Raw genomic sequence first — 17,790 nt, forward strand, 5'->3', positions numbered from 1 at the left:
CCCGCCTCGTACGGGGACACGGCTCAGGTGGTCACCGGGTCAGGACTTGACGGGCCTGCCGCGTCCCCAGGCCCAGGCGAGGCGGTCGGCGCCGGACTGGTTGGTGGTGACCAGCCAGGGGCGGGCGGCGTCGCCGATGAGCTTCTGGATCGAGTAGGTGTCGTCGGTGCGCAGACCGGGCCAGTAGACCGAGCCCATGCCGAGCTCGCGGAAGGTGTCGGTGTCGGCCTGGATGAAGTTGACCGAGTTGTCGTCGGGCGTCGGCACGTCGTAGTTCAGGCCCGTGGTCATCGGCGCGCCGAACTCGTCGGCCACCGTGCGGTTCGCGCAGTCGCCGAGGCGCTCCTTGAGGTCGCTCACCCACTGGTCGTAGGTCGCGTAGTCCTTCCAGAAGCCGTAGTGGTGCAGCGAGAGGTATGTGCCCTTCAGCCGCGGGTCGGCGCAGACCGTGGTGACGTGGTCGTTGTAGCCGGCGCCGCTGACGAACACCCGGTCGCGCGGCACCCGGGAGTAGGTGTCCAGCCACTTCGCGGCGAGGTCGGCCCACTCGGCGTCGGTGTAGCCGTGGGGCTCGTTCATCGGCTCGAAGTAGACCCGCTGGTTGTGCTGGTAGGCCTTCACCACGGTGTTCCACATGGGCCAGTAGGTGGCGGGGTCGTCGATGAAGCCGTCCTTGTTGGCGCCCGTCCCCTCCCAGTAGGAGACGATGACCTTGAAGCCCTGGGCCGTCGCGGCGTCGATGACACCGCGGTACGACTTCCAGTAACTGCCGTTCACCGTGTACGGGTTGATGGGCAGCCGCACCGTGTTGGCCCCGAGGTTGGCGCGGAAGGCCGCGATCACGCGGGTCGCCTTGGTGTACGTCTGGGCGTAGGTGTCGGACAGCGACAGGCCGGACAGGACGACCGGGTCGTCGGCGTAATTGTCGCGCGGGTCGGCCCAGTTGACGCCCTTGAACTGGGACGTGTTCGTGCTCGGCGCGGCGGACGCGGGGCTGCCGGCCAGCGTGGCGCCGGTGACCGCGGCGATCGCGACGGCCACGAAGGTGGCCCGCAGGCGGGTTCTGGCGGGGATGGTGCGCATCGACTTGCCCTTTCAGGAATGGCGGCTCGCCGTCGTCGGACCCGGTCGGCTCGGAGTGGGGGAGTGCGGGCTCGGTGGGCCCTGATCCTTGGAGATGTTTACGTAAACATCGCGGCGCCGGAATCGTGGCATCCGGCACCGCGCCCGTCAAGGTTTCCCACACGTAACGTCGTTGGGGTCCTACGGCGGCTTTCCGGGCCCTCCGTCCCGGCGCACGACAACGGGCCCCGGGGCAACTGCCCAGGGGCCCGCGGAAGTTCGGCTACGGCTTGATGCCCACCCCGGTCCAGAGGCTGACCTCGGCGTCCGTCGGCGGCTCCGTCTCGGTGGCGTCCTCGGCGGCGTCAGGGCGCCAGCGGTGGCCCATGACGATGCCCGGGTCGAGCAGGTCGAGCCCCGTGAAGAAGCGGGAGACTTCCTTCTGGGAGCGGATCTGCACCGGTGTCCCGGCATTGTTGTAGATCGCGGTCACCTTCTCCCAGGTGCCGGGGTCGAAGTCGGGCGTGCAGTGGCTGATGGCCAGGGCGCTGCCCGAAGGGAGAGCGGACAGCAGACGGGCCACGAGCCCGTACGGGTCCTGGGCGTCGGTGACGAAGTGCAGCAGCGCGTTGAGGGACAGCGCGACCGGCTTGTCGAGGTCCAGAATCTCGGCGAGTTCGGGCGCGTTGAGGAGCGTCTCGGGGTCGTTGGCGTCCGCCTGGACGTACGTGGTGCGGCCCTGCCGGGTGCTGCGCATCAGGCGCTCGGCGTACTTGAGGACCAGCGGGTCGTTGTCGGCGTAGACCACCCGGGCCTCGGGGACCACGGACTGGGCGACCTGGTGGAGGTTCGGCTCGGTGGGGATGCCGGTGCCGATGTCGAGCCACTGGCGGATGCCGTGCTCACGGGCGAGCACACGGGTGGCCCGGTGCATGAAGGCGCGGTTCTCGCGGGCGCAGACGAAGATGGCCGGGTAGACCGACGCGACCGACGCGGCGGCCTGCTTGTCGATCTCGAAGTGGTCCTTGCCGCCCAGGTAGTAGTCGTACATGCGGGCGGAGTGCGGCCTGCTGGTGTCGATGTCCCGCGCGGCGTGGGGGTTGGTCATGCTCTGCCTCTCCAGTGGTGTACGTCGGCGTCTCGGGCAGATCGCAGCCGGGACGGCTCCCATCCCTCACGCCCGTGGTCTGGTTCAGCCGGCCATCAGATGGTCGGCCAGGCCCCGCTTGACGCCGGCGACGAACGCGGCCATCTCCTGGGGTGTGTAGATCAGCGCGGGACCGGCGGGGTCGGTCGACTGGCGCAGTGCGATCCGGCCGTCGGCCAGTTGCTTCGTCTCCACGCACTGACCGCCGTTGGGACCGCTCCAGGGGCATTCCCAGCCCTGCTCGCCGAGGTTCGACGCGGGCATCCCGTTGTAGACCAAGTCGTCGGTGGTGGTCATGAGTACTCCTTGCGCATGCGGTTCAAGAGCGCCTTGCTGTCCGCGGACGAGGTCAGCAGCGACATCCTGTTGTGCGCTTCCAGATGGGCCACGACGTCGGATCGCTGGTCCAGGTACATGGAGCCGGAGAGGATCTCGCTGTAGACGACGTCGGGCAGCTCCGGTTCCTCGAACCGGAAATAGGTGAAGGGTGCGCACGCCCCCACGTGGGCACCCGCCGAGAACGGGACGATGTCGACACTGACGTGGTCCAGTTCCGAGACTTCGAGGAGCCGGTCTATCTGTTCCCGCATGACCGCGGGACCGCCCACCACCCGGTGGAGCACGGCTTCTTCCAGTACGGCCCACAGGGTGGGCGCGTCCGGCCTCTCCAGCAGACTCTGGCGGCGCAGGCGTAACCGCACCCGCTTCTCCAGCTCCTCGTCCCCGTCGTTCGGGAAGCCGCCGCTCAGTACGGCGCGCGCGTAGCCGTACGTCTGGAGCAGTCCCGTCACGTAGTGGGGCTCATAGGTGCGCAGGGTCTTGGCGCCGGTCTCCAGGCTCACATAGGCGGTGAACCAGCCGGGCAGCACATCGCGGTAGGCGTGCCACCAGCCGGGTTCGTTGGCGCGCTCGGCGAGGGCGACGAACTCCTCGATCTCCTGCTCGTCGGCGCCGTAGGTCTCCAGCAGCTTCTCGACGTACAGGGGTTTGAGGCCGACCTCGGCCTTCTCCAGCCGGCGGATGGTCAGTGTCTTCACCCGCAGGGCCCTGGCGGCGTCCTCCAGTGACACGCCCGCACCCTGTCGCCGCTCCTGCAGCCGGCGGCCGAGGATCATGCGGAGAACCGTGGGTGCACCGGCGCCGGTGCCCGAACGAGCTTCGCTCACGCCCAACCTCCTGAGGGACTGTCACCGCCGTTAGTCTGACAGCGACTTGCTGATGCCGCCAGACGGAAACCGTCGGTCTGAAATTATCAGGGAGTCGGTTGCAGCTTGAACTGAGCTACGGGCATAGTTACTTGTGTGAGCGATCTGGGCCACGCACCGGAACACCCCCATTCCGGCAGGTCAGTTGCTGACACCGGTATCCCGCCTGCGCCCGCCCCCGATGGAAGGCGAACCACCGTGTCCCCCCACACGACTCCCTCCCCACAGCTCTTAGACGTCGCCAGCCCCGACCTGGCGCACTGGCTGGAACTTCCGGCACATCGCTCCGGCGTCCGGGTCGCCCGTCACGTCATGGGTACACAGCTCGCCAAGTGGCATCTGCCCGACGAGGTGTGCGACGACGCGGTACTGCTCATCTCCGAGTTGGCCACCAACGGGGTGTGCCACACGCCCAGCACCCGGCTCCTGTGCGGGATCGGACTCGTCGCCGACCGAAGACTGCGCATCGAGGTGCACGACCACGACTACTCCGGCGGCGGCCTCTCCCGCTGCGAGCCGTGCGCCGACGACGAGAGCGGACGCGGACTGTTCATCGTGCAGGCGGTCGCGGACACCTGGGGGGTCGACCGATCGGCGCTCACCGGCGGAAAGGCCGTCTGGGCCACACTGACCACCGGCTATTGATGCCGGGCACCCGGAGGGGGCGAGGACGCCCGCGGCCTGTTCAGGTGGTCGCGGGCGTCAACTCGGCGATCAGCAGCGTGCGGTCGTCCGCCCCGGGCGCCTCGGACGGCGCGCGCAACAGCCGCTCGCACAGCGAGGGGAACGCGTCCGGGCCGACGGCCGACGACGTGGGCTCGGCGGTGGCCCGGTCCAGGGCACGGGCGAGGTTCGCGATCTCCTGGTCGATGTCGGAGTGCCGGGACTCCACCAGCCCGTCGCTGTAGAGCAGGAGCAGGGACGGTTCGGAGACCTTCAGCACCGTGGCCTCGTAGTTGCCCGTGCCGAGCCCCAGCGGCAGCCCCGGGCCGGCCAGCGTGACCGGCGCGGCCGGTCCGTCCGGGCCGCGCAGCAGTGGGGGAGGGTGGCCGGCGCCGACCAGGGTGCAGGAGTGCGCCTCGGCGTCCCACTCGGCGTACATACAGGTCGCGAAGGACGCGCCCGGGGTGTCGTAGGCCAACTCGTCGAGGCGGCGCATGAGTTCGGCCGGTTCCATGTCGAGCCGGGCCAAGGTGCGTACCGCCGTGCGCAGTTGGATCATGGCGACGGCGGATTCGGGGCCGTGCCCCATCGCGTCGCCGACGACCAGACCGACCCGGCCGCCGGGGCGCGGCAGTACGTCGAACCAGTCGCCGCCGATGATGTTGCCCTGGCCGGCCGGGAGATAGCCGTGGGCGATACGGCAGCCGTGGAACGCCTGGGCCGGATCCGGGAGCAGACTGTTGCGGATGGCCAGCGCGGTGCGGCGCTCGCGTTCGTAGCGGCGCGCGTTGTCCAGGGCCACCCCGGCCCGGGCCGCCAGCGACTCCACGGCCACGGCCTCGCCGGGCAGGAACGGCTCCCGGTCCGGACCGCGCGTGCAGGCGATGAACCCGACGGTGGCGCCCCGCAGTTGGAGCGGCACGACGAGGAAGGACGCCGTGTGCAGCAGGTCGTCTATGCGCTGTGCGTCCCCGCCCGCCGAGGCCAGCAGCCGCTCCGAGGTGTGCTGGTCCACCCCGTCGAGCACCTGGGTGTGCCCGGTGGCGAGGGCACGGGCGTACGGGGTCTCACGCGGGAAGACGATCACCTCGCCGACCGGCAGCACCCCGTCCCAGGTCTCGGGCGCCTCCGTGCCCACCCGCACCGCCAGCCGGCGCGCCTCGATCTGCGGCGGATCCACGGACGGAAACGCGTTCTCCTCGACGACCCACCGCTCCAGCAGATACACCGACGCCGCGTCGCAGAACCCGGGCGTCAGCGCGTGCACGACATGGCTGCCGGTCAGCCGCAGGTCCAGCTCCGAGCCGATCACGTCCGCGGCCGGGGCGAAGGCCTGCCTGCGGCGTGGGGGGCCGGGGTGACTGAGCGGTTCGTTCCGCAGGGTCGTGCCTTTCCGGAGGGGGACCGGCCGCGTGGTGTGGGGGACGAGCGGCCTGCCGGGTGTTCAAGGCAACTATATGATGACGCGTCAAGGATCTTCGGTTGAGAGGGAGTTGTGGTGCCGGGTACTGGAGGTCTGCCGCAGGGGATCGATCCCGACAAGGCGAGTGTCGCCCGAATGTACGACGCCATGCTGGGCGGTGAACACAATTTCGCCATAGACCGCGAGGCGGTGGCGGCGTTCACGGCGATCGACCCCCAGGTGCGCACCCTGGCCCGCGCCAACCGCGACTTCCTCGGCCGGGCCGTGCGCTTCCTCGCGGCCTCCGGGGTACGGCAGTTCATCGACCTCGGCTCGGGCATCCCCACCCAGGGCAATGTGCACGAGGTCGCGCAGGCGGCCGCTCCCGGGGCCCGGGTGGTCTACGTGGACAACGACCCGGTGGCCGTCGCCCACAGCACGTCGCTCCTCGCCGACAACCCGGACGCGGACATCGTCGACGGCGACATCCGACGCCCCGCCGAGGTCCTTTCCTCCCCGCAGGTACGGAAGTTGATCGACTTCGATCAGCCCGTCGCCGTACTGATGATCACGATCCTGCACTTCGTCACCCCTGCCGAGGACCCGGCCGGCATCGTCGCCGCGTTCCGCGACGCGCTGCCCGACGGCAGTTGGCTGGCGCTCAGCCACGCCACCAACCAGGACCGCCCGGACACCGCGGCGGCCGTGGGGCAGTTGTACCGGTCCAAGGCCACCTCACCCGTCACCGCCCGCTCCCACGACGAGATCCTCGGCCTGTTCGACGGCTTCGACCTCGTCGCACCCGGCCTGGTCTACGTCCCCCTGTGGCGCCCGGACCCGCAGGACGAGATCCCGGAGAACCCGTCGGAGTACTGGGTCTACGCGGGCGTCGGCCGCAAGGGCGCGTGAGCGCCCCGCACTGTCACTGACGGACCGTCAAGGCCACTGCGGTGGACCGGAGTCCGGGCGCGCTCGCGGTGAGGGTGACACGGCCCGGTCTCTTCGCCGGCCGGACTACGGCCAGCGCCTGCCCGTGCCAGGTGTGACGGCGGGGCAGACGGAAACTGTCCACGTTGTGCGGATTCCCGTTGCCCACGGCGGCGAGTTCTCCCGCGCCGTCGACCCGGAACGACACCAATACTGTCGCGTCCGGCACCAACCGGCCCCGGCTGTCGGTGACTTCGACGCGCACATGCGCGAGGTCGTCGCGGCTCGTGGTGAGGTGCGGGACGTCGGACACCAGCCGCAGGGCCGCCGGAGCGCCGACCGTCGTGAGTGTCGTACGGCCGATCTCCCGGCCCTCGCGGGAGGCGACCGCGGTCAACTCGCCCGGTGAGTAAGGGACGGTGAAGGTGGCCGTCGCCCGCTCGGGCACCGTCGCGGCACCCCCGGGAAACTCGGCGCCGTCGAGCAGCAGCCGTACGCTGTCGCCCGGCGTGTAGACATGCACGGTCATCGGCCGGCCGGGTTCGACGTCCCAGGTCCAGCTCGCCAGCTCGTCGAAGTACCCCCACCAGACGGCCACTTGCTCGGTGCCGGGCAGCGTCGGACGCTCCACCAGCAGCTCCACCGGGCTGAGTCCGGAGACCGCGGCCCGCCAGTGGTTCTGCGGTTTGCGTCGGCCGATCAGGTCGATGTCCCCGCAGTTGCCCTGGAAGTAGGGGTACGGGTAGCCGAAGCCGCCCCAGGAGTGGTGCAGGGTGCGGGCGATCGACCAGCCGGGCATGACGCTCTGGTCGCCGATGCCCGCCGCTGTCCCCTCCGGCGCCATCGGGGTCTTGCCGATGCCGGACTCGCCGAGGTAGTCCCAGGCGGCCCAGACCCAACTCCCCACCGCCCAGGCGTGGTCGTTCACGAACGTCGAGTCCTGGTGGATCGTCGCGGGGAAGCCCTCGCTCTGTGTCATCGCCCGCTCGGGATGGGCGTCGTGCATCGGGCCGTAGCCCTTGCCGTTCGCGTTGTAGTGCACATCGCCTACGTCGACGTAGCTCCACGACGGATCGTCCGCCGAGAACGTCGAACCGCCGCCCAGCGTGATCGGCCGGGTCCGGTCCAACGCGCGCAGCCGGGCGGCCAGTTGGGCTCCCCGCACCCCGTTCGTCGCGTCGGTGATCTCGTTGCCCAGCGACCAGATCACCACGCTGGGATGGTTGCGGTCCCGCAGCACCGTGCCGGTCAGGTCTCGCTCCCACCACTCGGCGAAGTGCACCGAGTAGTCGTCTGGGTTCTTGCCGGTGTCCCAGACGTCGAAGAACTCGTCCATCACCAGCATGCCCAGCCGGTCGCAGGCGTCGAGCAGTGCCGGTGTCGGCGGATTGTGCGCGGTGCGCAGCGCGTTGAAGCCGGCCTCCTGGAGGATCTCGACCCGGCGCTCCTCGGACCGGTCCAACGCCACGGCTCCCAAGGGCCCGTGGTCGTGATGGACACAGCCGCCGACGATCTTGACGGGCTCGTCGTTGAGGAGGAAGCCGGCCTCGCCGTTCCAGACCAGCGAGCGGATCCCGAACCGGGTGTCGACGGCGTCGACGACCTTCCCGCGCACCATCACCTCGGTGCGCGCGGTGTACAGGCTCGGTGACTTCGGGGACCACAGCGCCGCCCGCTCGACCGGGACGTCGACCGAGGAGTCGGCGGTGGCGCCCGCGGCGACTCCCCGCGCGGGCGTCCGTCGTACGGCCACGACGTGCCCGTGCGGGTCGAGGACCGTGATCCGCACCTGCGTCGACGCGGGACGAACGCCGAGGTTGGCGACGGACACCTCCACACGGGCGACCGAACGGCCCCTGCCGACCACCGGTGTTGTCACCCGCACGCCCCAGAGCGGAACGCGCACGGCACCCGTGACCGTCAGCCAGGTGTGCCGGTAGATGCCCGATCCCGAGTACCAGCGGCTGTTCCGGCCGCTGTTGTCGACCCGGACCGCGAGGACGTTCGCTCCCGTCGGGTTCAGGTGCGGAGTCAGGTCGTACGCGAACCCCGTGTAGCCGTAGGGGTGGAAGCCCAGATGGACGCCGTTGAGCCAGACATCGGCGTTCTGGTAGACGCCGTCGAACCGCAGCTCGGCGTGGAGTCCGTCCCCGGCCGGCGTCCCGAAGTGCTTGCGGTACCAGGCGATTCCGCCCACCGTGTAGCCGGTCGAGCCACCGTTCTGGCTGTTCCCCGTGTCGAACGGGCCGATCACCTGCGGAGGTTGGGGCAGCGTGGGGTCTGGGTCCTTCAGCACCAGCAGGGACGGGTCGCTCGTCGCGCCGCCGTCGGTGGAGGTGGCGTAGGGGAGGTCCTCGATGCTCCAGTCGTGCGGGAGGTCGAGCGAGCGCCAGGAGCCGTCGTCGAAGGACGGCGCCTCGGCTCCGGTGGGGTCGCCTCGCAGGAAGAGCCAGCCCTCGTCGAAGGACCGCTCACGCCCCGACCCCGCCGGTGCTGAACCGTCGTTGACGGCTGCGGCGGCCGACCGGGGCAGGTCGAGCGCGGCCGTGCCCGCGGCGACCGCGCCGAGCTGGAGCGCGCGACGGCGCGTCACCCCGCCCGAGTCGGGTACGCCGTCATCGATGCGGTCTTCTCCGGTCGTCGTCAAGTCGGCCACCCCACCCGGGTATTCGGTATGTCGAACGGGAATCGGAATGCTGAACTGTCGTAGGCATGACAGAAGTAGACGGGTGGGGCCGCCGGGTCAAGCTCCCCAACGGAAACGAGGGACGCGCCCCGGATTTGACCGGATGAGGGGGAGTGAGCCGCGAGAAGCGGGGCAGGGGGCTCATGACAGAAGTTCCTTCGGACGATTGGGGTGGGCGACATGGCAGCCGTGACGGCAGTGGAGGTACACGCCACGGCAGAGCAGCGGATGACGGCCGGAGGGCCTCTCCCGTTGATCGCGGAGCCGTCGAAGGTGAGCCCGAAGAACGCGCGCGAGCTGTCGCGCCAGTTCTTCGACCGGCTGGCCTCGCTGGAGGAAGGCACCCACGAGTTCCAGTACGTGCGCAACACACTGATCGAGATGAACCTCTCCCTCGTGCGCTACGCGGCCGCGCGCTTCCGCAGCCGTAGCAACAACGAGATGGAGGACATCGTCCAGGTCGGCACGATCGGACTCATCAAGGCCATCGACCGCTTCGAACTCTCCCGCGAGGTCGAGTTCACGTCGTTCGCCGTCCCTTACATCGTCGGCGAGATCAAGCGCTTCTTCCGCGACACCAGTTGGGCCGTCCATGTCCCGCGCCGGCTCCAGGAAGCCCGCGTCGAGCTCGCCAAGGCGACCGAGGAACTGCGGTCCCGCCTCGGCCGTACGCCCACCACGCGGGAACTGTCCGAGCTGATGTGCCTCTCCGAGGAAGAGGTCATCGAGGCCCGGAAGGCGTCCAACGGCTACACCTCCTCCTCGCTCGACGCGGCCCTCAGCTCCGACGCCGGTGCCGAGGGTGAGACCGTGCTGGCCGACGTCATAGGCGAGGACGACCCCGGGCTCGAACTGGTCGACGACCTCAGCTCTCTGGCCCCGCTGATCGCCCAACTCGACCAGCGCGAGCGGCGGATCATCCACATGCGCTTCGTCGAGGAGCGCACTCAGGCCGAGATCGGCGAGGAACTCGGCATCTCCCAGATGCATGTGTCCCGGCTCATCAGCCGGATGCTCCGCCGCCTGCGCGCGGGGCTGCTCGACCCCGCGGTCGTCTGACGGGCCATATCCGCCCAACAATCCGGTCGGTTGGGTGTCTTCACCCTCCCCGGAAGTCCGTTCCGCGGCACTCTCGTACTGTGGCCGGGCTGGCACCCCAGGTGCGGGCCCGGCCGTCGCGGGGTTGCCGGAAGGGGGAGTTGTGGCGTGGCGGAGTGAGGAGTTCGGGGAGTCCCACGAGGGCATCGTGGGAGCGGTCCTCGCCGACGGCAGTGAGCCGAAACCCGTGTATCTGGACGTGGGCAGCGGCGGCAACGGATTCCAGACATGTGAGTGGTGGGCGTACAACGGCCGGCTGAGCCGCCCCAAGGCCGCCGCCTGGCGGGCCTCCTGTGTCTGCGGCTGGCGTGGGGAGAGCCGTCCCATCGACTGGGGCCAGGTGGAGGGCCACGACCTGACCGACCTCGACACGTCCGAGGCGTACGACGACTGGTGGGAGCACATCAACGCGGTCGAGCGCCGTACGGTCCCGTTGCCGGAGGAACTCTCCGATCTGATGGAGCAGTTGGAGGAGCGGCTCGAGGCGCTCGCGGCGACGGCGCCGGTGGCCGCGCTGAAAGCGGTGGCCATGCTGGAACGCATGGCCGGCCGGGTGGGCAGGGAGGCCGCGTACGGAGCACAGGCCGACGATGTGTCGAGCGAGTCCCTCGGCACGGCACTCGGGCTCAGCGTGAGCAGGGCTCGGTCCCGGCTCTACCGTTACCTCCGCGCCTACCACTGACAGAGGCCGGGAGTGGTTCGACCGGGCGCCCCCCCGGCAGGGCAGCGGGCCGACGCCGTGCGGGACAGCGACGCCGGGCGGGGGCATCGCGACGGAGCTGAGCAAGGAGAGGGGCGCGCCTTCGTGGCCGTCCGTAATGCGGCGAAGCACTGGACCCGAGGGCCCGTGCCAGACTGGACGTACCGCTCGTTCCCGCTCCGTAGCTCCCGTACCGCACCGAGGTTGTCCGTGACCAAGCCCGTGGCCCGTGTCCCCCAGCGAAGCAACGCGCGCTCCAACCGGGAGCGCATCCTGGCCACGGCCCGCCGGGAACTCGGCCGGAACCCGGACATCACCCTGGAGGAGATCGCCCGCGCGTCCGGCGTGGTGCGACGCACCCTGTTCGGGCACTTCCCCGGCCGGGAGGCGCTGCTGGAGGCGTTGGCCGAGGAGGCGGCGGAGGCCCTGCGGGGCGCGCTGTCCGCCGATCCGGTGCCGGCGGAGTCGGCCGACCGGTCGTTCGCGCGGTTCGTGCTGTCGATGTGGACGGTGGGGGACCGCTACCGGCTCCTCCTGGCGCTGGCCCGCCGCGACCTCGGCCAGGAGCGCGTGACCGAGGTCCTGGCACCGGCCCGCCGCGCGGCCACCGCCATCCTGGACCGGGGTCAGCGCGACGGCGTCTTCCACACCCAGCTGCCGCCGGCCGTACTGAGCGCCGGCCTGGAAGGCATGACGGTCGCCCTGCTCGAAGAGGTCAACTCCGGGGAACTGGAGGACGACGGGACCCGTGCGGCGGTCGCCGCGCTCATCGCGGCGGGTGTGCCGGAGAAGCAGGCGCGGGTCGTGGTCGACGAGGTCGCGCCCGCGCAGGCGACGCGGGCAGCGGAGGACTGATCCTCAACGGCCTTTCGAGGGCTGTCGTGCGGTCGGAAGGTGACCGACTCGCCTGACAGGCGGGCGCTGAGGCCGCTCTCCGTCGTGGTGACCGAGCGGAGTCGTGGGCCGTACGGGATGTTCCGCGTCCAGGACTGAGACTCAAACGTCGTTCCACGACGGCGAGTTGCCCCGCGCCACCTAACCCTCCACCGAAGCCTTTCGCGAGCCGTCGTCCGATCGGAGGATGACCTTCTCGCCCGACAGCCGGACCCTGAGCCCGCTCTCCGTCGCGGTGACCGAGCGCAGGTGCAGGGCCGTGCGGGATGTTCCGCAGACGGATCGGCCGCTCGACGACCTTGGCGAGTGATGCTCGTCCCACCTCGGGCAGCAGGTCGCCCGTGACCACGAAGTCCTTGAAGGCGACGCGGTTGCCGGACAGCACCGAGACGGTCGCCGAGCGGGCCAGTGCCGCCCTGTCGTCGTCCGACTTCCTCAACCCCTTTAGGCGCAGGGAGAGTTCGCTCACCGGCAGGGGGCCCGTGGTGTCGCTCGCCGGTATGTCGTGCGCGGTGATGTCCACGTGCCGCAGGGTGCCCGTGGCCATCTGCGTCAGGACGGGGAACCCGCACGTCGACGTCGGGTGCGGTCGGGGTGTGCATGCCCTCCTGGAGCGCCTTGGCCGTACGCGACTCCACCCCCGCTGCCGAGAGACGGTCAACATCGGTGCCGAAGTCGCCGTACATGTAAGGGTGTTGCTGCACAGGTCTCTCCATCGAGGATGTTCAACGGGGTGGTTGGACCGGTCCCGTGCCGCAGCCGAGGCGGTGGACCGTGGTGGTCGCGAGGTCGGCGCCGACGCCCACGGCGATCAGGGCCGCGGTGGCGGCGGCCGTGCCGTCGTCGGTCCAGTGGCCGGAGGTGACGCTGTCCAGGAGGGACAGCAGGTGTGCCTCCAGGGCCCTGGTGAGCGGGACCGGTGGGACGGCGGTGTGGAAGACGCCCTGCCGCTGGCCGTGGGCGAGGATCCCGGCGACCGTGTCGCGGGCCGGGCCCAGCAGTGTGCCGACCCCGTCGGGGTCGAGATCGCGCGGGCCGAGGGCGATGAGCGTGCGGTAGCGGTCGCCGACGGGCCACAGCGTGAGGACGAAGCGGGCCAGGGCGGTCACCGCGTCCGGCGTCGGCGCGCGTGCGGCGGCGCTCGCCCGCCGTACAGCCGCGCCGGCGTCCGCCACGAGGCCCTGGACCAGTTCGGCCCGACCGGCGAAGTGGCCGTAGAGAGTGCGACGTGCCACGCCCGCGGCCTCGGCGATGTCGCCGAGGCTGCTGTCGGGGTCGCGGGCCAGTTCCCGCCCGGCCGCTTCCAGGATGCGGGCGCGGGTGGCCTGCGCCTTGGCGCCGCTGCGGCCGGTCACATCGGCACCTCCTGAGGGCTGGTCCGCCCGGTTGGTCGGTCCCGGCATAGTTGCACATCGATGGGTAATAAAATAGTCTGCACATCAGTGAGCAATTAACGCCTTCGCTGGGAGCCTCCGATGCCGCTCTTCGTCACCACACCCGTCGACCGGATGACCGGGCCGTACACCCGGCGATGGTCCGCCCTGATCGTGCTCTGCCTCAGCCTGCTGATCGTGGTCATGGCGAACACGTCACTGATCGTGGCCGCTCCGGACATGACCACGGACCTGGGCCTGAGCAGCAGCGATCTGCAGTGGGTGATCGACGGCTACACCGTGCCGTATGCCGCGCTGATGCTCGTGCTGGGTTCGATCGGCGACAAGTACAGCCGTCGTGGCGCGCTCATCACGGGCTTGGTGATCTTCGCCGGCGGATCGGTGACGGGCAGCCTGGTGCACGAGACCGGACTGGTCATCGCCGCCCGCGCGGTCATGGGCGTGGGCGCCGCGGTGGTCATGCCGGCCACGCTCTCCCTGCTGGTCGCGATCTTCCCGAAGCGTGAACGCGCGCGGGCCATCACGGCCTGGACCGCGACCTCGGGTCTCGCCATCGCCGTAGGCCCGCTGGTCGCGGGCTGGCTGCTGCAGGACCACGCCTGGGGCTCCACCTTCCTGATCAACGTCCCCATCGCACTTGTCGCGGTCGTCGGCGCCCTGGTCCTCGTACCGCCGTCCAAGGCGGACACGATGGGCCGGATCGACTACGTGGGCGGTCTGCTCTCGATCGTCTCGGTCGGCAGCCTGGTCTACGCGATCATCGAGGGCCCGCACTTCGGCTGGGGCGCGGGGCCGGTCACCGCGGCCGTCGTCGCCGCCATAGGTCTGCCCGCCTTCGTGGCCTGGGAGCTGCGCCACCCGCACCCCATGCTCGACGTCCGCAAGTTCGCCCGGCGTCCCTTCAGCGGCTCGATGACGGCCGTCCTGTTCTTCTTCTTCGGCACCTTCGGCGCGATCTACTACGCCACGCAGTTCCTGCAGTTCGTCCTCGGCTACAACCCGCTGGAGACCGGCGTACGACTGCTGCCGCTGGCCGGTGCCGTCTTCGTCGGCGCCGCGGTCACCGGACGGCTCACCCCCAGGCTGGGCATGAAGCCGATGGTGGTGGCCGGCATGGTGATCGGCACCGTGGCCGTCTTCCTGCTCACCCGGGTCGACAAGACCTCCACCTACGGCGACTTCCTGCCCACGATGATGCTGCTGGGCTTCGCCATCGGGCTGAGTGTGTCCCCGGCCACGGACACGATCATGGGCTCCTTCCCGGAGAACGAACTGGGCGTAGGCGGCGGCGCCAACGACACCGCGCTGGAACTGGGCGGCTCCCTCGGCATCGCCATCCTCGGCTCGCTGCTGGGCACCACCTACAAGGACAGGCTCACCGACCTGGTCGGCGGCCACCTCCCCGCCGCCGCGCTGGACTCCGCCCAGGACTCGGTCGGCGGCGGCCTCGCGGTCGCCCAGCAGATCGCGAAGACACCGTCCGCCGGACCGCAGCAGGCGCAGGCACTGGTCGACGCCGTGCACGAGGCCTTCGCCCACGGCGTCGCGCAGACCAGCCTCGTCGGCGGGATCATCATGGCCGCCGGCACGCTGATCGTCCTCGCCGTCCTGCCCGGCCGCCGCGCCGCCGGCAAGTCCGAGTCGAAGGCGACGGAGGCGGACCACGAGAAGGAGCACGCCGAGTCCGTCTAGAACTCCCCAGTACCCACCAGGGAATCAGCATCCGGGGGCACACTCCGGTCGGTCAGACCATCGTGGATAAACTGGCACAGTTCCGCCCTGGCGCCCGCCTCCTGGCCCGTTCGGAGAACACCGTCCCCGCTGTGAGGGGTGCCGGGATCGCCGACGGCTGAAGCTCACTTCACGAAATCGACGGTCCTGCCTGTGCCTGCTCCGGACACCACCGCCACCGAACCGGCCGACGCGCCGCCGCGTCACACCCGACGCTGGCTGCGTCCGGCGGTGATCACCGTCCTGCTCGCACTGTTCACCATCGAACTCGTCCTGGGATGGCCGTCGTTGGCATCCGCGCTGTCGCAGTTGCGCGCGCCCCGGCTGAACTGGTTCGCCGTCGCGCTCGTCGCCGAAGTGGCCGCGATGGGCTGCTACGCGCGCATGCAGCGCAGACTCCTGCGATCGGCCGGGGTGAACGTGCCGATCCAGCATCACATCGCGCTTGCCTACGCCGCCCACTCGCTCAGCGTCACCCTGCCCGGCGGTCCGGCCTTCTCCACCCACTTCAACTACCAGCAGATGCGCCGCTTCGGGGCCACGCCCGCCGTCGCCTCCTGGTGCATCGCCCTGTCCGGCATGCTCTCCGCGGCGGCCCTGGCCGTCGTCACCGCGATCTCCGCGGTCGTCTCCGACGGAGACCTCCAGTGGCACAGCCTCATCACGCTGGCCCTGGCCGTACTCCTGCTCACCGTCGGCATCCGGCGCATCACCCGCCACCCCGAGAAGGTCGAACCGGCGACCCGTGCCGCGCTGGCCCGCGTCAACAAGCTGCGCCACCTTCCCGAGACCCAAGGGCTCGACCGGGTCCGCGGCTTCATCGAGCAACTCCGCACCGCCCGGCTCGAACCCCGGCACGCCGTCGCCGCCGCCGTCTTCGCTGTCCTCAACTGGCTGCTCGACGCGGGCTGTCTGTGGCTGTGCTTCCACGCCATCAGCGACACACGGATCAGCAACGCCCAACTGCTGCTCGCCTTCTGCGCGGGCATGGCCGCCGGCACCCTCACGATCATCCCCGGCGGCCTCGGCCTCATCGACAGCGCGCTGATCCTCGGACTGGTCACCGGCGGCGTCGCGACCAGCACCGCCATCGCCACCGTCGTGCTCTACCGCATCATCAGCTTCGGCTTCATCATCGGCGTCGGCTGGATAACGTGGCTGATCATCCGCCGCCACAACCGCAAAGAACCGGAACCTGCTGTCTAGCGAGGCGAGGCGCCAAGTTCCCGCTGTTCTTGCGGTGAACCCGACCGTACACTGACAAGTCACGGTAACGGGGGCATTGTTGAGCGGGGGGAAAGCCATGTCCGAAGATCAGTACGGCGCTTTTCAGGGGTTCGCTGTTCCACCCATGCCGTCGTCACCGCCACCCGCTCCGCCGGACCGACTGAGATCCGTGGCGGTGGGCGTGCTCAACCTCAGTGGTCTCGGGCTCGGTTACGCCCTGATGCGCCGCTGGCTGCTGATGGCCGTGTGCTGGGTGGCGACCGCGGTCCTGCTGCTGGTGGCGCTGCCCGCCGACCCGGACGGGGTCTCCGGTGTCCTCGTCACCCTGTACGTCGTGTTCCTCGTGTTCGCCGCCGTCCACGGCGCGATGGTGGGCCTGCGCACCCGGCTGGCCTGGCCCGCGCCGACGCCCCTCGCGGTCCTGCTGGGCCTGGTCCTGCTCGCCGTACCGGCCGGGGGAGTCGTGCTCTACGACAGCGCCCGCGACGAGGCGACCCAGCAGATGCTCCTCGACCGGCTGGAGAAGGCCGATCAACTCGTCGCGGACAACGGGAGGTTGTCGTTCACCGCGGCCGAGCCCCACTACCGCCAGGCGCTGAGTGTGTACGACGATCTCAGCACCGCGCACTCCGGTTCGCGGGCGGCCGACCGGGTGCCCGACCGGCTGAAGACGTTCTACACGACGGTCGCCGGCGCCTACGCGCAGAAGAACTACTGCGACGCGATACCCCAGTTGAAGTATCTGCGGACCGTCCCCGGCACCATCGGCAAGAAGCAGTTGGGCACGCTGGCCACCTGGCCGGACGACAAGCTCGCCACCTCCCTGTACGAGTGCGGCTCGACCGCGCTGGCCTCCGAGAGCGCCGACTGGCCGACGAACTTCGGTGATCTGCTGGCCACGTTCCCGCAGTCGTCCCAGGCGGGTCAGGTCGAACCGGACGTCAAGTCGGCCGTCAGCAAGGCGGCTCAGGGGGTGCGCGGCAGTGAACCCTGCGCGGCCGTCGAGGAGTTGAAGAGTCTCTCCACCCAGATCGGCAGCCTGGAGAGCGGACAGGCGGCCGACGCACTCGATGCGGACGCCACGCGGGCCGGCGGTCAGGCCGACGCCGGTGCCTACCAGTGCGGTGTCTCGCAGTACAAGGACGGCGACTTCGACTCGGCGCTCACCACGATGAACGACTTCGTGAAGAACAACACGCACGACAAGAACCTGGCCCGCGCCAAGAAGATCGCGATCGCCGCCGAGGTCGCCCAGACGGTCCCCGCCGCGGGCAAGCACCTGCCGACGACCGCGTCCGGCGGCAGTATCACCGTCACCGTCAAGAACGACAGCCCGGACGACATCACGGTCCTCTACACCGGCCCGGTGACCGGAAGCTTCACCCTCAAGGGCTGCGGGAGCTGCACGTCGTACTCCCTCACCACCACCCTGCTGTCCGGGTTCAAGCCGTGCAGCTCCGGCAAGAACTATCCCCAGAAGACGATCACTCTGCCGACCGGCACCACCTACTTCGTCCACCGCCCCGACAGCTCCACCGCGACCCCGGCCTCGGACACGGCCAAGCTCAGGTCCGGGTACATCTACACGGAGTGCGCGTACAGCACGGGGGCGTTCGGCACCAGTTGACGCGCACGGGCACGGGGCGCGTCCGGG

15 protein-coding genes and 1 pseudogene are annotated in these 17,790 nt (G+C 70.0%); 9 read left to right on the plus strand and 7 right to left on the minus strand.

Annotation, left to right across the window (positions count from 1 at the left end; translation table 11 throughout):
* Window positions 1–39 precede the first annotated feature (39 nt).
* The 4 genes from AB0M63_RS28690 to AB0M63_RS28705 form a co-directional block, all read right to left on the minus strand.
* Window positions 40–1,083 carry a cellulase family glycosylhydrolase gene (locus AB0M63_RS28690; protein ID WP_366021465.1) on the minus strand — a complete coding sequence of 348 codons (1,044 nt, stop codon included), beginning with the start codon at window positions 1,081–1,083 and terminating at the stop codon, window positions 40–42.
* A gap of 262 nt (window positions 1,084–1,345) precedes the next feature.
* Window positions 1,346–2,170, minus strand: a complete 825-nt coding sequence (locus AB0M63_RS28695; protein WP_355914556.1) for an SAM-dependent methyltransferase — start codon at window positions 2,168–2,170, stop codon at window positions 1,346–1,348.
* Between the two features lie 84 nt (window positions 2,171–2,254).
* Window positions 2,255–2,506, minus strand: a complete 252-nt coding sequence (locus AB0M63_RS28700; RefSeq protein WP_355914553.1) for a DUF397 domain-containing protein — start codon at window positions 2,504–2,506, stop codon at window positions 2,255–2,257.
* Window positions 2,503–3,375 (minus strand): helix-turn-helix transcriptional regulator, encoded by an 873-nt coding sequence (locus AB0M63_RS28705; protein WP_355914550.1) that lies wholly within the window; start codon window positions 3,373–3,375, stop codon window positions 2,503–2,505. The genes AB0M63_RS28700 and AB0M63_RS28705 overlap by 4 nt, the downstream gene beginning before the upstream one ends.
* Window positions 3,376–3,612: 237 nt before the next feature.
* Between AB0M63_RS28705 and AB0M63_RS28710 the strand changes: the two genes are divergently transcribed.
* On the plus strand, window positions 3,613–4,059 hold the full coding sequence (locus tag AB0M63_RS28710; RefSeq protein ID WP_355914547.1) for an ATP-binding protein: 447 nt from the start codon (window positions 3,613–3,615) through the stop codon (window positions 4,057–4,059).
* Window positions 4,060–4,099: 40 nt separating this feature from the next.
* On the opposite strand, the gene AB0M63_RS28715 is transcribed toward AB0M63_RS28710, so the two are convergent.
* Complete coding sequence (locus tag AB0M63_RS28715; RefSeq protein ID WP_366021466.1) at window positions 4,100–5,389, minus strand: SpoIIE family protein phosphatase; 1,290 nt, start codon at window positions 5,387–5,389, stop codon at window positions 4,100–4,102.
* Between the two features lie 183 nt (window positions 5,390–5,572).
* On the opposite strand from AB0M63_RS28715, the gene AB0M63_RS28720 reads away from it, so the two are divergent.
* Window positions 5,573–6,388 carry an SAM-dependent methyltransferase gene (locus AB0M63_RS28720; protein ID WP_355914541.1) on the plus strand — a complete coding sequence of 272 codons (816 nt, stop codon included), beginning with the start codon at window positions 5,573–5,575 and terminating at the stop codon, window positions 6,386–6,388.
* Window positions 6,389–6,401: 13 nt separating this feature from the next.
* Here AB0M63_RS28720 and AB0M63_RS28725 read toward each other — a convergent pair whose 3' ends face one another.
* Window positions 6,402–9,053 (minus strand): glycoside hydrolase family 2 TIM barrel-domain containing protein, encoded by a 2,652-nt coding sequence (locus AB0M63_RS28725; RefSeq protein ID WP_366021467.1) that lies wholly within the window; start codon window positions 9,051–9,053, stop codon window positions 6,402–6,404.
* Between the two features lie 267 nt (window positions 9,054–9,320).
* On the opposite strand from AB0M63_RS28725, the gene AB0M63_RS28730 reads away from it, so the two are divergent.
* The 3 genes from AB0M63_RS28730 to AB0M63_RS28740 all read left to right on the plus strand — a co-directional run bounded on the left by AB0M63_RS28730 (window position 9,321) and on the right by AB0M63_RS28740 (window position 11,745).
* Window positions 9,321–10,151, plus strand: a complete 831-nt coding sequence (locus tag AB0M63_RS28730; RefSeq protein WP_355914756.1) for a SigB/SigF/SigG family RNA polymerase sigma factor — start codon at window positions 9,321–9,323, stop codon at window positions 10,149–10,151.
* A 142-nt stretch (window positions 10,152–10,293) separates the two neighbouring features.
* Entirely contained in the window at window positions 10,294–10,872 is a 579-nt protein-coding gene (locus AB0M63_RS28735; protein ID WP_366021468.1) for a hypothetical protein, read from the plus strand.
* Window positions 10,873–11,100: 228 nt separating this feature from the next.
* On the plus strand, window positions 11,101–11,745 hold the full coding sequence (locus AB0M63_RS28740; RefSeq protein WP_366021469.1) for a TetR family transcriptional regulator: 645 nt from the start codon (window positions 11,101–11,103) through the stop codon (window positions 11,743–11,745).
* A 764-nt stretch (window positions 11,746–12,509) separates the two neighbouring features.
* On the opposite strand, the gene AB0M63_RS28745 is transcribed toward AB0M63_RS28740, so the two are convergent.
* Window positions 12,510–13,139, minus strand: coding sequence for a TetR/AcrR family transcriptional regulator (locus AB0M63_RS28745; protein ID WP_366021470.1), 630 nt, complete (start codon window positions 13,137–13,139; stop codon window positions 12,510–12,512).
* Between the two features lie 120 nt (window positions 13,140–13,259).
* Here AB0M63_RS28745 and AB0M63_RS28750 point away from each other — a divergent pair, with 120 nt between their 5' ends.
* From AB0M63_RS28750 to AB0M63_RS28765, 4 genes and pseudogenes are all read left to right on the plus strand, one after another.
* The gene (locus tag AB0M63_RS28750) at window positions 13,260–14,870 is read left to right on the plus strand and encodes an MFS transporter (RefSeq protein WP_366021471.1); all 1,611 of its coding nucleotides are present in this window, start codon (window positions 13,260–13,262) and stop codon (window positions 14,868–14,870) included.
* A 5-nt stretch (window positions 14,871–14,875) separates the two neighbouring features.
* Window positions 14,876–15,031, plus strand: a pseudogene (locus AB0M63_RS28755) (extradiol ring-cleavage dioxygenase); the annotation flags it as partial.
* Window positions 15,032–15,062: 31 nt separating this feature from the next.
* On the plus strand, window positions 15,063–16,115 hold the full coding sequence (locus AB0M63_RS28760) for a YbhN family protein (protein ID WP_355914520.1): 1,053 nt from the start codon (window positions 15,063–15,065) through the stop codon (window positions 16,113–16,115).
* A 145-nt stretch (window positions 16,116–16,260) separates the two neighbouring features.
* Window positions 16,261–17,763 (plus strand): hypothetical protein, encoded by a 1,503-nt coding sequence (locus AB0M63_RS28765; RefSeq protein ID WP_366021587.1) that lies wholly within the window; start codon window positions 16,261–16,263, stop codon window positions 17,761–17,763.
* The last annotated feature ends 27 nt before the right edge of the window (window positions 17,764–17,790 follow it).

It is taken from the genome of Streptomyces sp. NPDC051576 (genome assembly GCF_040681835.1).
Lineage (GTDB): Bacteria > Actinomycetota > Actinomycetes > Streptomycetales > Streptomycetaceae > Streptomyces.

Coding starts and splice junctions, on each gene's coding strand:
- AB0M63_RS28690 (WP_366021465.1), bottom strand. CDS start 1,083: ATGCGCACCATCCCCGCCAGAACCCGCCTGCGGGCCACCTTCGTGGCC.
- AB0M63_RS28695 (WP_355914556.1), bottom strand. CDS start 2,170: ATGACCAACCCCCACGCCGCGCGGGACATCGACACCAGCAGGCCGCAC.
- AB0M63_RS28700 (WP_355914553.1), bottom strand. CDS start 2,506: ATGACCACCACCGACGACTTGGTCTACAACGGGATGCCCGCGTCGAAC.
- AB0M63_RS28730 (WP_355914756.1), top strand. CDS start 9,321: ATGACGGCCGGAGGGCCTCTCCCGTTGATCGCGGAGCCGTCGAAGGTG.
- AB0M63_RS28750 (WP_366021471.1), top strand. CDS start 13,260: ATGCCGCTCTTCGTCACCACACCCGTCGACCGGATGACCGGGCCGTAC.
- AB0M63_RS28765 (WP_366021587.1), top strand. CDS start 16,261: ATGCCGTCGTCACCGCCACCCGCTCCGCCGGACCGACTGAGATCCGTG.